General features: G+C 63.3%; 17 protein-coding genes. 9 read left to right on the top strand and 8 right to left on the bottom strand.

Going from position 1 to position 18,440, the window contains the following annotated elements; translation table 11 throughout:
- Positions 1-45: 45 nt before the first annotated feature.
- Positions 46-1,137 carry an ATP-binding protein gene (locus EAO78_RS04595; protein WP_122104682.1) on the bottom strand — a complete coding sequence of 364 codons (1,092 nt, stop codon included), beginning with the start codon at positions 1,135-1,137 and terminating at the stop codon, positions 46-48.
- A gap of 38 nt (positions 1,138-1,175) precedes the next feature.
- Positions 1,176-3,164 (bottom strand): VWA domain-containing protein, encoded by a 1,989-nt coding sequence (locus tag EAO78_RS04590; protein WP_122104681.1) that lies wholly within the window; start codon positions 3,162-3,164, stop codon positions 1,176-1,178.
- A 120-nt stretch (positions 3,165-3,284) separates the two neighbouring features.
- Here EAO78_RS04590 and EAO78_RS04585 point away from each other — a divergent pair, with 120 nt between their 5' ends.
- The 6 genes from EAO78_RS04585 (at position 3,285) to EAO78_RS04560 (ending at position 9,555) form a co-directional block, all read left to right on the top strand.
- Positions 3,285-5,213 (top strand): oxidoreductase, encoded by a 1,929-nt coding sequence (locus EAO78_RS04585; RefSeq protein ID WP_203227826.1) that lies wholly within the window; start codon positions 3,285-3,287, stop codon positions 5,211-5,213.
- Positions 5,214-5,229: 16 nt separating this feature from the next.
- The gene (locus EAO78_RS04580) at positions 5,230-6,234 is read left to right on the top strand and encodes an electron transfer flavoprotein subunit alpha/FixB family protein (RefSeq protein WP_122104679.1); all 1,005 of its coding nucleotides are present in this window, start codon (positions 5,230-5,232) and stop codon (positions 6,232-6,234) included.
- A complete protein-coding gene (locus EAO78_RS04575) occupies positions 6,231-7,544 on the top strand; it encodes an FAD-dependent oxidoreductase (protein ID WP_122104678.1) in 1,314 nt (437 codons plus the stop codon). Before EAO78_RS04580 ends, EAO78_RS04575 begins: the two co-directional genes overlap by 4 nt.
- Positions 7,545-7,628: 84 nt before the next feature.
- On the top strand, positions 7,629-7,919 hold the full coding sequence (locus tag EAO78_RS04570) for a ferredoxin family protein (protein WP_122104677.1): 291 nt from the start codon (positions 7,629-7,631) through the stop codon (positions 7,917-7,919).
- 2 nt (positions 7,920-7,921) lie between these two features.
- Entirely contained in the window at positions 7,922-8,701 is a 780-nt protein-coding gene (locus EAO78_RS04565; RefSeq protein ID WP_122104676.1) for an SDR family NAD(P)-dependent oxidoreductase, read from the top strand.
- On the top strand, positions 8,698-9,555 hold the full coding sequence (locus EAO78_RS04560) for an electron transfer flavoprotein alpha/beta- subunit (RefSeq protein ID WP_122104675.1): 858 nt from the start codon (positions 8,698-8,700) through the stop codon (positions 9,553-9,555). Before EAO78_RS04565 ends, EAO78_RS04560 begins: the two co-directional genes overlap by 4 nt.
- A 104-nt stretch (positions 9,556-9,659) precedes the next feature.
- Here the strand turns inward: EAO78_RS04560 and EAO78_RS04555 are convergent, their stop codons facing one another.
- The 6 genes from EAO78_RS04555 to mftA form a co-directional block, all read right to left on the bottom strand.
- Entirely contained in the window at positions 9,660-10,481 is an 822-nt protein-coding gene (locus EAO78_RS04555) for a mycofactocin-coupled SDR family oxidoreductase (RefSeq protein ID WP_122104674.1), read from the bottom strand.
- A 22-nt stretch (positions 10,482-10,503) separates the two neighbouring features.
- Positions 10,504-11,325, bottom strand: a complete 822-nt coding sequence (locus EAO78_RS04550; protein WP_122104673.1) for a mycofactocin-coupled SDR family oxidoreductase — start codon at positions 11,323-11,325, stop codon at positions 10,504-10,506.
- 226 nt (positions 11,326-11,551) lie between these two features.
- A complete protein-coding gene (locus tag EAO78_RS04545; protein ID WP_122104672.1) occupies positions 11,552-13,912 on the bottom strand; it encodes an FkbM family methyltransferase in 2,361 nt (786 codons plus the stop codon).
- Between the two features lie 3 nt (positions 13,913-13,915).
- Positions 13,916-14,893: a mycofactocin radical SAM maturase gene (gene mftC / locus EAO78_RS04540; protein ID WP_122104671.1), complete on the bottom strand. Its 978-nt coding sequence runs from the start codon at positions 14,891-14,893 to the stop codon at positions 13,916-13,918.
- A complete protein-coding gene (mftB2, locus tag EAO78_RS04535) occupies positions 14,883-15,122 on the bottom strand; it encodes a mycofactocin biosynthesis chaperone MftB2 (protein ID WP_122104670.1) in 240 nt (79 codons plus the stop codon). Before mftB2 ends, mftC begins: the two co-directional genes overlap by 11 nt.
- A gap of 1 nt (position 15,123) precedes the next feature.
- Entirely contained in the window at positions 15,124-15,264 is a 141-nt protein-coding gene (gene mftA / locus EAO78_RS04530; RefSeq protein WP_122104669.1) for a mycofactocin precursor MftA, read from the bottom strand.
- A gap of 237 nt (positions 15,265-15,501) precedes the next feature.
- On the opposite strand from mftA, the gene EAO78_RS04525 reads away from it, so the two are divergent.
- The 3 genes from EAO78_RS04525 to EAO78_RS04515 all read left to right on the top strand — a co-directional run bounded on the left by EAO78_RS04525 (position 15,502) and on the right by EAO78_RS04515 (position 18,263).
- Entirely contained in the window at positions 15,502-16,287 is a 786-nt protein-coding gene (locus EAO78_RS04525; RefSeq protein ID WP_122104668.1) for a creatininase family protein, read from the top strand.
- Positions 16,288-16,404: 117 nt separating this feature from the next.
- Complete coding sequence (locus tag EAO78_RS04520) at positions 16,405-17,124, top strand: competence/damage-inducible protein A (RefSeq protein ID WP_122104667.1); 720 nt, start codon at positions 16,405-16,407, stop codon at positions 17,122-17,124.
- A gap of 503 nt (positions 17,125-17,627) precedes the next feature.
- A complete protein-coding gene (locus EAO78_RS04515) occupies positions 17,628-18,263 on the top strand; it encodes an IS6 family transposase (RefSeq protein ID WP_122104666.1) in 636 nt (211 codons plus the stop codon).
- The last annotated feature ends 177 nt before the right edge of the window (positions 18,264-18,440 follow it).

Here is an 18,440-nt window from a genome sequence, read left to right as displayed (position 1 = left end):
TTACCGGGATCGACGACGGATAGCGAAACAGGTCGACCGGGCCAGTCAGTCCTCGAGGCCGAGATCGCGTCGAACGTCGTGGAAGACGCTCATGATGTCCTTTTCTTCCTCCTCGAAGGGGAGCCGCTGGAGACGATGTTCGAGGCCCATCCGTGCGACGCGGCGCACGGTGCGGACGGTGACTTCGTCGTCGCCTTCGAACGCTGCCAAGGTTCGGGCAGCGCGCCTGAGCGTGATGTCGCCGCGGTGACCGTCGACGTCGAGTTCGATGTTCATCCCGGCGATCAGCTTGGCCACGTCGTCGCCGAGAGTAACCTCGTCGAGTCGCTCCCGGGCGGCAGAGATGTCGCTCCGGAGCCCCGCCTGCTCGTCGTCGTACTCCGCGCGGAACGACTCGGAATCGGCCTCGAACGCCGCGCGCCGGCGGCTGATCTCGACTCGGTCGTCCACCTCGGTGACCCCCTCGACGTCGACGACGAGGCCGAACCGGTCGAGAAGCTGGGGTCGGAGATCCCCCTCTTCGGGGTTCATCGTCCCGACCAGAATGAACTCCGCTGGATGCCGGAAGGAGACGCCCTCGCGCTCGACGATGTTCTCGCCCATCGCCGCCGCGTCGAGCAGCACGTCGACGATGTGGTCGTCCAGGAGGTTCACTTCGTCGACGTAGAGGATGTTGCGGTTGGCCTCCGCGAGGATTCCCGGCTCGAACTCCCGTTCCCCTGCCTGTACCGCGCGTTCGAGGTCGATACTGCCGACGACGCGATCCTCCGAGGCGTTCAGCGGCAGGTCCACCACGCGCATCGCCCGCGTCTCCGTGGGGAGGCGCTCGCCGGCGTCGTGGCGCTCGCGGCAGTCGTCGCACATTCGGTCGGGGTCGTCGGGGGGACAGCCGTAGGGACAGTCCGCGACGACGGTGACGTCGGGTAACACCTCCACCAGCGCGCGGACGGCGGTGGATTTGGCCGTTCCACGCTCGCCCCGGATCAGTACGCCACCGACGTCGGGGTTGATGGCGTTCAGCACCAGGGCGCGTTTCATCTCGGTCTGGTCGACGATGGCCGTGAACGGGAACGTTCCCGTGGCCTGCGATTCCTCCTCGGTCGTCGGCGTGTCGTGTGTGATGTCGTGGTCGGTCATCGATCGTGGTCGACTCCGTTTCGTCGCGGTAGTTCAGACTATGCGGTTCCTTCCTCCCAGTCGAGCGCTTCGAGATCGACGTCGCGCGGCAGGTCGATCAGCGGCAGGTAGTCCGCACCCATCGTGGCTGCGAACTCGCGATTCCGCTCGTGGCGTTTACGCTTCATGCGCCTAGCTTTCCGGTCGGTCCAGATCTCGTCGGGCGTGGTGTCGATCTGGTGGCCCGTGTCAACGAACACCGAGGGGATGTCGTCCTCGTCGAACAGCGCTGCGGCCCGGAACGCGTCCTCCTTTCCGTCGCCGTCCTCGCGGTACTCGACGTTCGACTGGCCGTCCGACAGCACCACGACGAGCGGATAGAGGTCCTGATCCCGGCGCTTCTCTCGCTGCACCAGCTGGTACGCCTCGACGAGTCCGTGGGCCAGCGGCGTGTTGCCGCCGACGGTCAGGCGCGAGACCGCGTCACGGGCGCGGCGGTGGTTCCGGGTCGGTTCGACCAGCGTGAACGCGTCCTCGCCCCGGAACACGATGACGGCGACTCGGTTCCGGGCGCGGTAGGCGTCCTCGATCAGCGAGAGCAAGCCGCGTTTGGTCTCCATCATCTGTCGGCCGCTCATCACGCTCCCGCTAGCGTCGACGGCGAACACCACCAGCGCCCGGGCAGTCCGCTCGCGGAGCTTCTGCCGGAGATCGCGGGGTTCGATCACGAGATCGTCGTCCCCCCGCCCCCGCTGTCGCTGGTGCGGCGCTGCCGCACGCAACGTGGCGTCGATGGCCACGTCGTCGACGTCCTCCTGGATGCGCGAGCGGACGTACCGGCCGCTGCGAACGTCGACCCGCGAGGGGGTCCGTCGTGCGAGTGCGCTCCGCATCGTCCGGTCTTTCGGCGGGTCGATAGCAGTCCGGTCGACCGTGTAGGACTCCTCACCCTCGGCGATGGGGATCCCCCCACCCTCCTGGTCGGCGGAGTCGTCGCCTTCGGGCTCATCGTCGTCGTCCTCACCCTCTTCGGCCTCCTCGTCGTTCCCGGTCGAGAGCGCCGCTTCACCGAAGGACATCTCCGGGACGCCCTCGACGCGGTGTGGGAACGCGAAGTACTGCGCCTCCGAGACGTGAGCGTCGGCGACTTCCGCCTCGCCCTCGAGCGCAGCGATGGCGCGAGCGATCCGCGAGACGGCGATGTCCGCCCGCATGCCGTGGGCGCGCTTTCGGAGTGCGTCGTAGGACGCGTCGCGCTGTCGCTCCTCGGGCATCTCGACGCGCTCGACGAGCTCTCTCGCGGCCCGAACCTGCTCACGGAGTGCGTCCTGTTCAGCCGCATACTCGGCGTGGAACCCTTCCGGGTCCGCGTCGAACGCCTCGCGGCGTTCGGCGATCTTGACCCGCTCGGCAGGGTCGTCGCTAGCCTCGACGTCCACGACGATGTCGAACCGATCGAGCAGCTGCGGTCGTAGCCCCCCCTCTTCGGGGTTCATGGTCCCCACAAGGACGAACTCCGCGGGGTGCCGGAAGGAGACGCCCTCACGTTCGACGATGTTTTCGCCCATCGCCGCCGCGTCGAGCAGGACGTCGACGATGTGATCGTCCAGGAGGTTCACCTCGTCGACGTAGAGGATGTTGCGGTTGGCCTCCGCGAGGATCCCCGGCTCGAACGTCGACTCGCCCGATCGGACGGCCCGCTGGAGGTCGATACTGCCGACCACACGGTCCTCCGAGGCGTTCAGCGGGAGATCCACCACGCGCATCTGTCGTCGCTCCGTCGAGAGGTCCTCGTCAGCCTCGTGTCGCTCCCGGCAGTCCGAACACATCCGGTCAGGGGCGTCCGGCTGACACCCGTAGGGACAGTCCGCGACGACTTCGATCTGCGGCAATACGTCCGTCAGTGCCCGAACGGCGGTCGACTTGGCCGTTCCGCGTTCACCGCGAAGGAGCACACCGCTCACGTCAGGGTTGACGGCATTGACTAACAACGCCCGTTTCATCGCCGTCTGGTCGACGATCCCGGCGAACGGGTATACTATATCCATGCCAGCATCCCACAATGGGTTGTAAGGTTATAAACAAGTACCGGGCCTATCATCGGCGGTACACCTTTATCCCTATCCGGACAAAAGGTGATAGAGAACCACTGCCAAGCTATGCCAGACATGCTCTTCACACCGAGACGGATCGGATCGGTGACTATCCCGAATCGAACGGTGTTCCTCGCCCACGAGACGGGGTTCGCGGAGGACGGCCTGCCGACCGAGCGTGACGCCGCGTACTACGCGGCCAGGGCTCGTGGCGGCGTCGGGCTCATCGTCGGGCCGTCAAGTATGCTCGTCCACCCGAGTGCGTCGAACCCTATGTACGCCTCGGGATACGATCCGGACGTGATTCCACGATTGAAAATGATCGCGGACGCAGTCCACGAGCACGGGACGAAGGTGTTCGCCCAGCTCCAGCACACCGGCGGCGAGGACACCGGCGAGCACGCCATGCGGGAGACGTGGGCGCCGTCGGCGGTCCCCTCGGAGTTCGGCTATGAGATGCCAAAACGCATGGAGCGCGAGGATATCGAGGAAGTCAAACTCGGTTTCGCCAAGACCGCTGAACACGTCAAGCAGGGAAACCTCGACGGTCTCGAACTAAAGGCGGGACATGACGGGATCCTTCGACAGTTCCTCTCCCCGAAATACAACACCCGCGACGATGACTACGGCGGCTCGATCGACAACCGCGTCCGCCTCGTCAACGAGGTGGTCGAAGCGATCCGGGACCGCGTCGGTGAGGAGTTCCCGGTCGGGATCCGCCTCACGCTTGACGAGATGGAGGAGGGTGGCTACGACTACGACTACGCGGTCGAGGTGATCCGACGACTCCATCCGAGTCTTGACTTCATCGACTCCGACATCGCCACCATCTCGAAGCTGCACATCACCGACGCCCCGATGCACGCGCCGCTGGGGTACACCTCCGAGTACTACGGCGCGGCGCGTGAGGAGGTCGACATCCCGGTCATCGCCGCCGGCCGGATCAACGACCTCACCAAGGCCAACGACGTGCTGGAGGAGGGCCGGGCGGACTTCGTCGGGATGTGTCGCCAGCTCATCGCCGACGCCGACACGGTCCGGAAAGTCCGGCGTGGCGCGGACGAGGAGGTGACACACTGTATCGCGTGCAATCAGAACTGTCTGGGCGGGATCCACACCAACGGCCACGTTGGCTGTATTCAGACGCCGCGCTCCGGCCGGGAGACGAGGATCCCCCACATCGAGGACCGCGAACCAGCATCGACGCCGCGGGACGTACTCGTCGTCGGTGGAGGGCCGGCAGGGCTCTCGTTCGCGGTGACGGCCGCAGATCTCGGCCATCAGGTCACCATCCGTGAGCGTGAGACCGAGCTCGGCGGGCAGTCGAACATCGCGACACGGGTCGACTCCAGACAGGAGTTCGGCGACGCGGTCCGAAACCTCAAAAACCAACTCGGCAACCGCGACGTAACCGTCGAGACCGACACCGAGGTCGTCCCGGAGGACGTCGATCCCAACGCGTGGGACGACGTCATCGTCGCCATCGGAGCCAGTGAGAGCCAGCCGGATCTCCAGGGGCCGGACGTCCACCGCTCGTGGGACGTGTTACAGGGCGAGGCAGTCGGCGGCTCGGTGATCGTTTTCGACAACAACAAACACGCCGCGGGGGTCGGCGTCGCAGAGTACCTCGCGGCCGACCACGACGTGACGTTCGTGACGACCTCCTACCACCCGGGCGACCAACTGGAGGGCACGAACGTCCCGCCGTTCATGGAGACGTTGTACGAACACGACGTCGACATCGAGACCCACGCCACCGTCATTGGCTTCGAGGACAACACCGCGCAGTTGCTCAACGTCTACTCCGAGGACGTAGACACTGTGTCCGCCGATTCGCTCGTCGTAGCCGAGCGCCGGGAGGCTCGGACCGGCCTCGCCGGCGCGCTGGAGGAACAGGGGTTCGCGGCCGGTTCGGTCCACCGCATCGGCGACTGTGTCGCACCGCGACTGATCGACAAGGCGATCTACGACGGCGAGATGCTCGCCCGGGAGCTATCGACATGACTTCGAGGGATCAACTATGAGCCAGATCGTTGCGGTTCCCGACGCGGACGATATCGCACTGCTGGACGAAGCGCACCGACTCGCCGAGGCGCTCGGTGACGCGGACTCGGTCTCCGAGCCGCCCGATGTCTTCGCCGTCGCCTTCGACGGCATCGTCGCGCCGGACGACGTGGCGGCAGGGTCCCCTGACGAGGTACTGCACGTGACCCGGCCGGCCGGCACGTTTGCCTCGGGCGCGGCGGGTGTCCACGCACGGTCGCAAGCGCTGGCCGAACTCACCGAGGATGCCCGTGCCGTCCTGTTGCCCGACACTGCCGATGGCGCCGACCTCGCGGCGGCGACGGCGCGCCGTCAGCGAGGGGTCTGCGTCACCGACTGTCTGCTCCGCGTGCGGGATGGCGAACTGCTCGGGGGGCGACCCGCCTACGGCGGCCGTGCGTACGCGGAGTTCGCCTTCGAGCGGGAGCCACCCGTCGTGACGCTGAACACCGAAGCGCTGGGGACGCCCGACCAGCCGCCCGAGGGCGATCCCACGGGCCGAACGGTCGAGGTCGACGTGACCGACGACGACCGGCTCCGACACGTCGAGACGCTCGAAGTCCCGGAGGACGACCTCTCGAAGGCGCGGCGCATCGTCGCCGGCGGGTTCGGCCTCGGCGGCGCGGACGGGTTCGAGCTGATCGATGAGCTCGCCGACGCGTTCGGTGCCGCCGTCGGGGCCTCCCGCCCGCCGTCGGACGAAGGGTGGGTCCCCTACGACCGGCAGATCGGCGTGACGGGCAAGGAGATCGACGTGGAGCTGTACGTCCCCTGCGCGATCTCGGGTGACTCGTACCACATGCGCTCGGTGAACGCCGACCACCTGATCCCGATCAACACCGATCCCGACGCGCGGATCTTCAACTTCGCCGATATCGGTATCGTCGGCGACGCCTACGAGTACGGCCCCGCGCTGGCCGAGGCGGTCCGCCGCGCCAGAGCCGACGACGAGTCGGCGACGGCCGAGGGGGTGGCCGAATGACCGACGCCGCCTTCGACGTGGTGGTCGTCGGCGCGGGCCGTGCCGGCGTCGCGGCCGCGTACAAGCTCGCCGACGAGGAGTTCGACGTCGCGCTGGTCGAACGGGCCAAACAGCCCGGGATGAAGAACGTGACCGGTGGCGTGCTCTACGGCAGTATCCTCGACGACCTGCTGCCGGGGTTCCCCGAGGAGGCGCCGCTGGAGCGCCACGTGGTCGAACACAACATCAAGCTTCTCCACGGCGACGCTGAGGTGTCGATCGGCTACCGCGACCTCGAACTCCGTGAAGAGCCAAACTACACGCTGATGCTTGGGAAGTTCGACCGGTGGTTCGTCGACCGCGCGGTCGAGCACGGGGTGACGTTCGTCTCTGAGACGTCGGTGCAGGACGTAACCCAGGAGGACGATCGGGCGATCGTCCACACCGACCGCCTGGACGGCGACATCGTCTGTGACGCGGTCATCGGCGCCGACGGCGTGAACACTACGGTCGGTCGGAGGACCGGGATCCAGCGCACGATGCGCAACGAGGACATGGCGCTGTCGGTGAAGAAGGTCGTCGACGTCGGCCGCAACGAGATTGACCGGCGGTTCAACCTCGACAGCGATGAGGGGGCCGCGTACATCTACACCGGCTTCCCCGAGGGCGCGCCGACGATCGGCTACTTCATCTACACGTTCGACGAGTACATCTCCGTCGGCGCGGTCGGCGGCCTCGAGACGCTCCGCTGGCTGGGCGACGAGGGGTACGGCGACTCCGGGACACCCCTGTACGGACTGCTGGAGGAGTTCATGGAACTGGACACCGTCCGACCGTACGTCCAGGGTGACGCCGTCGAGGAGTACCAGGGCATTCTGGTGCCGGAACACTCCTACGACACCCTTCCGGACCGACAGGACCGGCGGGTCGCACTCGTCGGCGACGCCGCGGGCCTCGTGCTCAACAAGGGGTACACGTTCCGCGGGCTCGACTACGGCATCAAGAGCGGTCTCGTCGCGGCCGAGGCCGCGATCGAGTGCGAGGCCGACGGGAACTGGGACGCGTTCGGTCGGCGGTACGATGACCGGCTCGAGAACTCGTACGTGCTGCAGGACATGAAACAGCACCGTCACCTTCCGAAGTTCCTGAAGAACGAGCGGATGTACGACGCGTACCCGGGGATCGCGACCGAGACGCTCAGGGCGATGTACTCCGCGGAGACCGACGCCACGGGACTAACGTGGCGACAGGCGTATCGCGCGTTCCGGCGAAGTGACGCGGGACTCCTCGATCTCGTCAAGGACGGCTACCGGGGGTTCAGATCGCTGTGACCCAAAAAGCAATACCTGTAGACACGAATACATAGCTATGAATTCACACACAACACGGAGTACGGCCAGTGGGGGTATCGCGCGATGAGTGTTCAGGACGACCTGGAGACGGTGAACTGGGACGTGAGCGAGGACGCCCACATCACCGTCGACAACGAGCAGTGTATCACCTGTGAAGACAAGCCCTGCCTACACCTCTGTCCCGCGCAGTGCTTCGACTATCAAGAGGATCAGGAGGGTGGGATCTACTTCGCGTACGAGCCATGTGTGGAGTGTGGCGCTTGCATGGTGTTCTGTGCGAACGATCCCGACAAGGGCGCAGTCTCTTGGTCGAAGGCTGAGGGCGGAAAGGGAGTCGAGTTCGACTTCGGCTGACTATGTACCTAAACGACCGGACGGCGATCGTGACTGGCGGCGCGAGTGGCATCGGCGCGGCGACGTGCGAAACCCTCGCCAAGCGCGGTGCGGACGTCGTCGTCGCGGACCTCGCAGTCGAGGACGGCGAAGCCTTGGCGGCAGTCATCACTGCAGAGGAGGATGGGGACGCCTCATTCGTCGAGACCGACGTCAGTGACGAGGATGCCGTGGCGGCGATGGTCGGACACGCAGAGGAGGCGTTCGGAAGCGTCGACATACTGGTGAACAACGCCGCCGTCGCCTCGCAGGAGGCCGACGGACCGATCGCCGAGTTCGAGGACGAGGCCTACGAGTTCCTGACGGGTGTGAACCTCAAGGGGCCGATGTACGCCTGCAAGCACGCGATTCCCGCGATGCTCGACACCGGCGACGGCACAGGCGTCGTGGTGAACAACGCCTCGATCGCGGCGCTGATCGCGGAGCCGGGGATGGACATCTACACGGCGACGAAGGGGGCGCTGGTTTCGCTGACCCGTTCCATCGCCGTCGAGTACGCCCCCGAGATCCGGGCCAACACGATCTGCCCCGGAATCGTGGAGACGCCGATGCTGGAGCAGGCGCTGGCCGAGGAGAGCGACGAGGACCTCCCCACCACGACCGAGGAGATGATCGAGGAGACGCCGCTGGGGATCGCCGACCCGGCGGACGTTGGCCGTGCGATCGCGTTTTTGGCGTCGGAGGACGCGGCGTTCGTCACCGGGGCGACGATCCCGGTCGACGGGGGGTACACGGCGCGATGAAGGCGATCGTCACTACCCGACCGGAGCCACACCGCGTGGTCGACCGGGACGGGAACGCGGAGCCGTATCGGCACCAGCTGAGCATCGACGACCATGTCGCGCTCGCGGCTGCTCGCGACGTCGCCGACGAGGTAACGGCCGTCGGGATCGGCGGTGAGCCCGCCCGGGGCTGCGTCCGGACCGCGCTCGAACGCGGGGCCGATTCGGGACTGCACGTCGAGTACGATCCGATCGAGGACGCCGCCGGCGACAAGTACGCGACCGTGCTGGCCCGCGTCGTTGCTCGCGAGTCCCCGGACCTCGTCGTAGTCGGGCAGTCGTCGTCGTTCGTCGGTTCCGAGATCGCGACGTTCGTCGGGGAGCATCTGGACTGGCCGACCGCAACCCGGATGACGCAACTCGGGGCGTCGAACCTCGACGCGGACGTCGTTGTCGAGCAGGACGAACTCGCCGTTCAGCGGAAGCTAGCGATCGGCCGGCAGGAGGCAGTCGCCGTCGAACCCCCTGCCGTGTTCGGGGTCGATGCCGGCTACACCGATCCCGACCGAGCGCCCCTGTCGACCGTCATCGACGGGCAGCAGGCCGACATCGAGACCGTGGCGCTGTCGGACGTCGCGCCGGGCGAGTCCCGGTTTTCAATGAGCGTCGGTGCCGCGACGGTGGAAGACGTGACACCAAACGAGCGCTGGGGGCGGGGGCGCCCGCCGCGAACGGGGACCGTCGAGGAGCGGATCTACCGGATGCTCGGTCGCGGGACCGAGGACGGTACAAGCGCCGGCGAGCGGATCGACGCGTCACCCGAGGAGGCGGCGGAGCAGGTCGTAGCGTACCTCCAGCGGAACGGCCTGCTCTAGGTGAGACGGAACCGAGCACTCGGCCGGTGGTATTCGAGCACCCGATAGACGAGCGTCCAAAAATAACCACACCGAAAAAATCGATTGCTCGAAGCCGTTAGGGCTCACTTTGCGAGCATTCCCGCGTCGACGGGGAGTCCGATCCCGGTGACGTAGCGTGCGGCTTCGCTGGAGAGCCACATGTACGCTTCGCTGATGTCTTTCGCCTCGATCATTCCCCCGTCACTGAAGATGTTCCAGGGACCGGTCATGTCCGTTGCGGCCTCCAGTGGCTCCGCTCCGTACGCTTCCGTCACTCCGGTGATCATCGGCGTGTCGACGCCGGTCGGGCAGACGGCGTTGACGTTGACGTCGTACTCGGCCAGCTCAAGCGCTAACGTCTTCGTCAACCCCAATACGCCGTGTTTCGCGGCGATGTAGTGACCGGAACCGGGTCCTGCTACCTTCCCGTAGATGGACGACGTGGAGACGATCTTGCCGCCGTCGCCACGGTCAATGAAGTGCTGGCCGACGTGTTTCGCACAGAGCCACACGCCCTTCAGGTTCGTGTCAAGCATCTCGTCCCACATCGCCTCGTCCATCTCGACGAGCTCACAGAAATGAGCGATCCCGGCGTTGTTGGCGAGGATGTCGATCCGGCCGAACTCGTCGAGCGCCTCGTTGACGGCGGCCTCGACCTTGGCCTCGTCACGGACGTCCATCTCGATCGCCAGCGCCTCCTGCCCCTCGTCCTCGACGAGGCTCGCCGTCTCCGTCAACTCGTCCTGGGTGCCGAGATCGTATGGAACAGTCTCCATGTTCTCGGCGATATCGGTGACGACGACGTCGGCACCGTGTCTCGCGTAGTGCTGTGCGTGCGATCGTCCTTGGCCGTGTGCGGCGCCGGTGACGAACGCCACCTTGCCGCTGAAGTCGTACTCTGGCATCGTCTGTAGCTTAACTGGTCGGTCACTTCGCGAGCATTCCGGCGTCGACCGGGAGCGTGATCCCGGTGACGTAGCGTGCGGCGTCGCTGGAGAGCCACATGTATGCCTCGCTGATGTCTTTCGCCTCGATCATTCCCCCGTCACCGAAAACGTTGAAGGGTCCGGTCAGCTCAGCGATCTGATTGAGCATCTCCTCGCCGTACGACTCGACGTAACCGGAGATCATCGGCGTGTCGATACCGGTCGGTGCGACGGCGTTGACGTTGACGTCGTACTCGGCGAGTTCCAGCGCCAGCGTCTTCGTCAGGCCGCGTACTCCGTGTTTGGTCGCAACGTAGTGGCCGTTCGCCGGTGTTCCAACGAAGCCCGCAGTCGAAGAGGTCGTGACGATCTTACCGCCGTCGCCGCGGTCGATGAAATGCTGGCCGACATGCTTACTACAGAGCCACACGCCCTTCAGGTTCGTGTCGATCATCTCGTCCCACATCGCCTCGTCCATTTCCGTCGCCTCCGATGCGTTGAAGATTCCGGCGTTGTTGGCGAGGATATCGATCCGGCCGAACTCGTCGAGCGCCTCGTCGACGGCGGCTTCGACGTCGCTCTCGTCTCGAACGTCCATCTCGATCGCCAGCGCCTCCTGCCCCTCGTCCTCGACGAGGCTCGCCGTCTCGGCGAGATCGTCGCTCGTGCTGAGTTCGTAGGGGTTCGTTCCGATGTTTTCGCAGATATCGGTGACGACGACGTCGGCGCCGTGTTTCGCGTAGTGCTGTGCGTGTGAGCGTCCCTGACCCCGTCCGCCACCGGTGACGAACGCGACCTTCCCGCTAAAATCGTACGTTGGCATTGGCATTCACCGGAGACAGATGTTCGAGTGGTCCATGCTATCTGTCCCCACAAGAATGATACCAACCATCTCTTTTAACTATTTGGGAAAATTCCCTATTGACCGTTATATATTCTATCAATGACTTTTGGCACGGCCCTATCCGACGACAAAGAGGTTCAATATATCCCCGTACGCACGCTGGCGTTTCTCCCACCATCGAAAGCGAGCGTTCGCACCTCCTGAACTACTGCAAGCCCTTGGCGGGTGTTACCACCTTGGCTCTGAGAATCGTCCGACCGTCCGATAGCTCCTGTACCGTCTCGACATCGTAGCCCCGATTACGGAGCGCTTCGCGGATATCGTCAGGCTCGCGGTTTCGTTGCTTCAATCCTTCCGGATGTACCTCGCAGTAGACGAGCCGACAAGCCGGTGTCGACAGAGTTACCGAGAGACCCTCGATGACAGCCGCCTCCGCTCCTTCCACGTCAATCTTGACGATCGATGGCCGTGGTATCTCGCCTGCCGAGACCAAAGAGTCGCCAGTGACGACTGGCGTCTCGACGGTGTTCTCATCGGTGTCCACGGTCGCACCGTCCGGTAACGGCGTGTTGCCGACGAGGGCAGGAGTCCCTGTTCCCGGTGGCTCGTCCGCCGCCGAGAGTGTCCCGTTTCGGGCCGCACCACCGAGGGCACGCCGAACGACGTCCGTATCGATATCGTTCGCCACGAGGTTCTCGGCTAGCCGTGCTGCATTCTCTGGATGCGGCTCGACGGGAACGACGGTGCCGTCGTCGAGCGTACAGCCGACGAGACAACTGTACAGGCCGATGTTCGCGCCGATGTCGAGGAACACGTCGTCGGAATCGATCCGTTCGAGCAGATCTCGGAGCACCAACCGTTCTCCGCGGAGCGATGTCGACTCGAACCACCACCGCTCCGCGCTCGATTGGACGTGAAAGCGTGCCGTGACGTCGCCCACAGTCACTGAGCGGAACGGGTCTCCGTCCTCTTTCCGGATCGATCGGAAACGAGTGAGCATTCCAGTGCCAGGTCCGACGAGACGGAAGCGCCCTCGCGGATCGAGGTGGGCGGCAGTACGGTGTTCGAACGTCCCACGATAGGCACCGTGCTGGTATCCGAAGTGATCCGCGAGGTAATACAGGCCGTATTCCGTGATCGACGTGTCCGGGTCGTGAACACGGTATTCGACGGCAAACGGGAGCGCGACTGCTACTGCTGTCCCACAGAGGACGCCGACCGCGAGTACAGGCTCGCCGGCGATCCAGATACCAACGCCGACGAGGAGGATCGGAACCACATAGTACCGAGTTATCTCACGTGTCGTCGCGTACGTCGTCGACAACCACTCTCGTATTCGACTTCGAAGCACGTCGGAACGAGACACCGGTCCCGGAAGGCGTCTGTATCGGCGTCTCACACGCGACCCGTCGTAACCGACGGCTGCGAGGGTAAAAACGCCGGCGCCGACGAGTCCTACAGTCGCGACCGGACCGTCACCGAGGAGCGCGACGGCCACACCCGCGAATAAAAGGAGGAGGTGTATCGGGATGTCCACTCGGTCGCCGCGGTCGCGCCCGTACTCACACGCCAGCAGCGCTTCCGAAGCGGCGTACGTCGACCGACGTGTGGCGAACGCACCCAGGCTCTCACGGTACTCGTGCTCGACGATACCCGTGGGCGTGTAGACGACATCGAATCCGGCGTCGAGAGCCCGCCAGCAGACGTCGACGTCCTCCGCGATGTTCCGATCGGGGAACGGGATCGATTCGAAGACGCGACGCCGTCCCACGAGGTTCGCGGTCGCGAGGTACGGCGTGGAGCCGTCGGGATCGACGCGTGATGCGTATCGTCCCATGTCGAGCGACGAGTTGATCCCTTCGTACACGCTCGCGGCGCTCTCGCCAGCCGGACGGATCCGCCCCCCGACCACGTCGTTCGTGGCGAGATACGGTACGAGTTCGGAGAGCCACGTCGATCGCGGGCGACAATCTGCGTCAGTGAACGCGATCACCTCGTGGTTCGCCTCCTCGACGCCACGATTCCGCGCGGCGCCGATACCGAGCGGTTCGTCGGGAGTCCCGACCTCGATGTACCGTACCCGTCCGTCGAGGGCAAGCGGATGACCCGTGACCGTCTCCCTCGTACCGTCAGTCGAGCCGTCGTCGACGATGAGCACCTCGTAGTCGATATAGTCCAGTTCGGCCAGCGTGTCGAGACAGCGTGCGAGATGATCGCGGTCGTTTCGAACCGTAATGACGATCGACACTGGTGGCTGGTGATCGGGATCTCGTGAGGGCTGCCACTCCAAGAAGTCCCGTGCTGCGAGACGCTCGAACAGGCGGTGGATAGTCTCGAGGTCGTGATTCGTCTCAGCGGCGACGCTGGCAGGTGTTCGGAAATTGTCGTCGTCGAGTTCGTGGAGCAGCGAGATGGCGGCATCGTTGATCCGGGTTGCGGTCAACGGGCGCCGTGAAACGACCACGTTGTCGACGATCGAAACAGTGTCGCGTCGACGGTACTCGCCGACGCCGTGGGTGGTTCGATCGTTGCCGTGAACGGCGGAAGCGGCGGCGGAGGTCGGCACGATTCAATCGCCAGAGAGGATCGCCCGCAGCTGTGGGTCCTCCCCGTCGGGGTCCGAACTCCCCATTGCGACCGCGGGACAGCCCTCGTGGTCGTCGATCTGGCTCCGAAGGTTGGCGATCTCGTCCCATGCGGTCTGGAAGCCGTCCTCGACGACGTTGCCTGATGCGAGGTGGTCCCATTGCGTGAACGCACACGGGAACACGTCGCCTGCGGGGTCAACCAGACAGGTCATCGAGCCCGCGCCACACTGTTTGAGCGTATTGTTTCGTACCTCGCCCAGCGCGTTGAGGTAGAAGAAGGAGTCCCCAGTCCGGACGTCGGGATAGTCCTCGATCCACCCGTGGAGGAATCGGATCTGCTCCTCAGTCAGCCGGAACTCGTCCCAAGTGTCCTCGCCCCGACCACTGGGGCGGAAGCGGTTCAGGCGCAGGCCGGCACCGTGGGCTTCTGCGAGATCGTAGATCTCCGGCAGGTCTTCGACGTTCCGCCGCGTGACGACGGTGTTGACGGTCGTCCCGATGTCACGGTCCTCCAGCCGTTCCAGCGTATCGACGACTTGGTCGTACACGCCCTCGCCGCGGATCGCGTCGTTCTCGGGCTGGAGGCCATCCATACTAACTTGGAGGAATAGCGGATCCATCGCCTCGATCCGATCCAGCGTAGCCTCATCGAGTTGGGTACCGTTCGTGCTCACGCAGGTGGAGATGTTCCGGTTAGTGAGGTCTTCGAGTAGTTCCAACATATCGGGGCGGACGAACGGCTCACCGCCGCCGATGTTGACTTGGAACACGTCCATCTCATCTAGTTCGCCGATGAAGGCGTGGGCCTGCTCAGTCGTGAGCTCGTTCGGGAGTTGGTGGCCCGGACCACTACCTGAGAGACAGTGATCGCAATGAAGGTTACAACCAAGCGTCACCTCCCACGTGATCGTGACCGGTGCTGACAGGGGCTCACTCGACGCACGGGACTCACTCGACATCCGCGAGCACCCCCCGGTCGATCAGCGTCGCTACCACGGCCGGAGAGAACTGGCTCTCGACGGCCTCTCGGTCGTTCTCGTTTTCGACGAACTCTAGGACGTCGATGACGGTGTCGCTCACCTCGTACATCGATGCATCCTCGTAACCGTAGTTTTCGTGGTCGTACACCAGTCCCCCGTCCGCCTCCCGACGGAACTTGATGTGGTCAGGTCTGGCAAGGGTCGCCATCTCAGTACACGCCACAAATTCCGTCGATCCGGAGTTCCTCCTCGAACAGGTCCTCCTCAATATCCGGATCGTCGTCGGACCGAGAAGCCGTCTTGTCGGTGGCTGATTCCTCCGGATCCGTTTCTGATACTCTCCGTGACATATGGTAGCGTTGTGTATCCGATCCACAAATACGTTTGGATAGGCGACCCTCGATTCAGGTAGGGCAACCAACTCCGATTACACGCAACCAAAACCCACCTGTTTCTGGTTCGGCAGTGATAAACAGACGGCTCGACGAAGGGGGGTCAACAGGTTTCGACTTCGAGATCATATCCATTCTCCTCAGGGTCAGGGGTCGGCGCAAAGATTATTCGCGGGCACGAGCGAATTTCGGTCTATGAGCCAGGAGAAACGTCGACAACGCCGCAACCAGTATCTGCTTGAACGACTCTCGTGGCCCGATATCCAGAGACGTATCGAAAACGGGTCCCGTACAGTTATCCTCCCGATCGGCGCCGTTGAACAACACGGACCGCACTTGCCGCTTGGTACTGACTCGTTCATCGGTGAGTCTCTCGGGTGTCGTCTCGCGGCGGAATTGGGCGATGCGCTGGTGGCACCGGTCATTCGAGTTGGCGTCTCTGAGGAACACACCTCGTTCTCCGGTACGATAAGCGTCGGGATCGACGCGCTGTTCGAAACCATCCGCGGACACGTTCGATCGGTTGCCACTCACGGAGTCGAAACTGTCGTGTTACTCCCGACACACGGCGGGAATATCCCGCCGGTGCGAACGATCGCCCCCGAACTCGCCGACGAACTACCCGAGACGACCGTAGTCCCCATCGCTGATCTGGATCGATACACGAAGGCGATGAACCGAGCCCTCTCCGAGGTGGGTATTGAGATCGACGAACCAGTGATTCACGCGGGGGCAACCGAAACCGCGGCGATGCTGGCGATCGAACCCGACCTCGTCTCGATGGAGGATGCCGACCCCGGCCACGAGGGTGACGTATCGTACGCCCGTATCCTCAATCATGGATTCGAGGCGGTAACCGAGTCAGGCGTTCTCGGCGACCCGACGGTGGCGACTACAGAGGCCGGAGAACACCTCCTATCGGTGCTGACCGAGGAATTCTCCGACTGGATCCACAGCGAACGGACTGCCGCGAACCCGTGAAGGACGCTCACGGGTCATTTCGGGACCGATCACCATGACTCGAGCGAACCCGTGGTACGACACGCTGATACGATTTGTCTGCGAAACTATCTTCGATCTCCCGCTATACTCTCCGGTATGCGCGTCGCCATCATAACCGTGGGAGACGAATTACTCGCGGGGGACATCGAGAACACCAATGCCAGCTGGCTCGCGAGGCGACTTACCGAACGCGGCGTCAACGTGACGGAGATCACCGTCATCCCGGACGTAGTCGACCGGATCGCAGAGACCATTGCCGACCACAGCGAACGCTACGATTCAGTCGTCGTCACGGGCGGACTCGGGTCAACCCCGGACGACGTCACGGTCGAGGGCGTGGCCAAAGGACTTAACCTAGATATCGAAAGGGATCATCGGACATATCAGCAGATATCGACTGCCGTCAAGGAGATCCGAAACGACGCTCCGGAATTCGAGTTCGATCTCGAACGAGCTGCCCTTCGACCCAGGGGAAGCGAAGTGCTCGAGAACGATGTGGGGATCGCTCCCGGGTTCGTTTGTGAAAACGTGTTTGTGATCCCGGGTATGCCATCCGAGATGCGATCCACCTTCGAGCAGATCGTCTCCAAGTTCGAAGGGGACGTGTTCACGAAGACGCTCCGCTCGACTGAGACCGAGAGCCACCTCAACGAGATACTCGACGGCGTCCGGACGGAATTCGACGTGACGGTCGGTTGTTACCCTGAGGAGGGGAGAGAAAACAAACGTATCAAGGTCAGATCAACCAACTCTAGCGTGGTGGAAGCGGCCGCACGGTGGCTAATGGAACACCCGGAGATATCCGAAAGCAGTTAGAATAATCGCCGTTCGACTGCCTGACGGAGTCGTCCGGGCTGGCTCACTACATAAACGACGGGTGTACCGTGTTCCGTTCCGGCTGTCACTGGATCTCTCCCTCGAGTCAGTTCCCGACTGGAGGATCTGCGTTTCAACCGGGGATTCACAGAGTGCTTCCAACTCTGAGAGGTAATCTTCGATAGTGTTCCGGCGGCTTTCGGGCGACTCGGTACTGGTAGGGGAGTAACATGTGATCGTGGCACCGACCGCAGTAGCCAGCGCGTCGGCCAGTGCAACCTTTGTTGGATCGAATGGTCCCTCGTCGGTAACGACGCCGATGTGTCTGGTCGTGTCGTGATCGAGATTCGATACCTCGATAACGTCACAGGGTGCGTGATCTTCGATCCACTCCGCATCGGTGTCTAAGAGTGCCTCTGACCCAGTCGAGCGCTCAATGATTAGAGTGTGGCGGTGTTCAGATAAGGATGGAAAGGAGAGGCGGTGCGTTTTCAAAGTGATCTATGCCCGAAAACGATCGCCTCAGTGGCTGTTTAGACGAGATCACGGTAGAGTTTGTGGAGCGAGAGGCAACACCGAGGCTGTTGATGAAGCTCAGTATTCGGCTCTATTCGTCTGAACTATCGCTCTCAAATACTGTTTCGTTTCTTGAGATATCCGGTGTTGATCGAGTTCGATCGACCGTTCATAACTGGGTTCACAAAGCGGATCTACAGCCAGAAACTGGTCGGTGCCCGAATCACGTTGCGGTTGACGGGACCGTGATTCAACTCGACGATGAACACTATTGGCTGTACGCTGCTGTCGATCCTCAATCAAACGATCCGCTACATACACGGCTCGAGCCGACGAGAAATAACGCGATCGCCGATCAATTCTTCGCGGAACTCCTCGACAAACACGATGTCGATGACGCGACCGTTCTCGTCGATGGCGCGGCTCCACTTCAGCGATCCTGTCGCAAACACGGCCTCGGTTTCAGATACGAACGACATGGAAACCGGAACAGTGTCGAACGTGTCTCTCGTGGGATAAAACGTAGAACTATCATCTTCTCAAACTCTTTCAGCAACGCCGAAGCAGAAACTGCCGACGAATGGCTCAGATCGTTCGGCTTCGCATGGAATCTGCTTATCTGAACACTACCTCGAATACACGGTCACCGTCCTCAGAAACGTCTCTACGAGCGACCAAGCCGGAATATACGGCGCTCTCCACCGAACTATCCTCTAGGGATACTACTGACCTCAGTGACTCATACACGAATTTCGTCCGGATACTGAAGGAGTATGATCAAGCCCGATCTCTAGTACAAA

The sequence above is a fragment of the Halobellus captivus genome, from assembly GCF_003697845.1.
Lineage (GTDB): Archaea > Halobacteriota > Halobacteria > Halobacteriales > Haloferacaceae > Halorubrum > Halorubrum glutamatedens.
The sequence above is the reverse complement of the archived record's forward strand: the minus strand, read 5'-3'. Positions and strand labels throughout refer to the sequence as shown.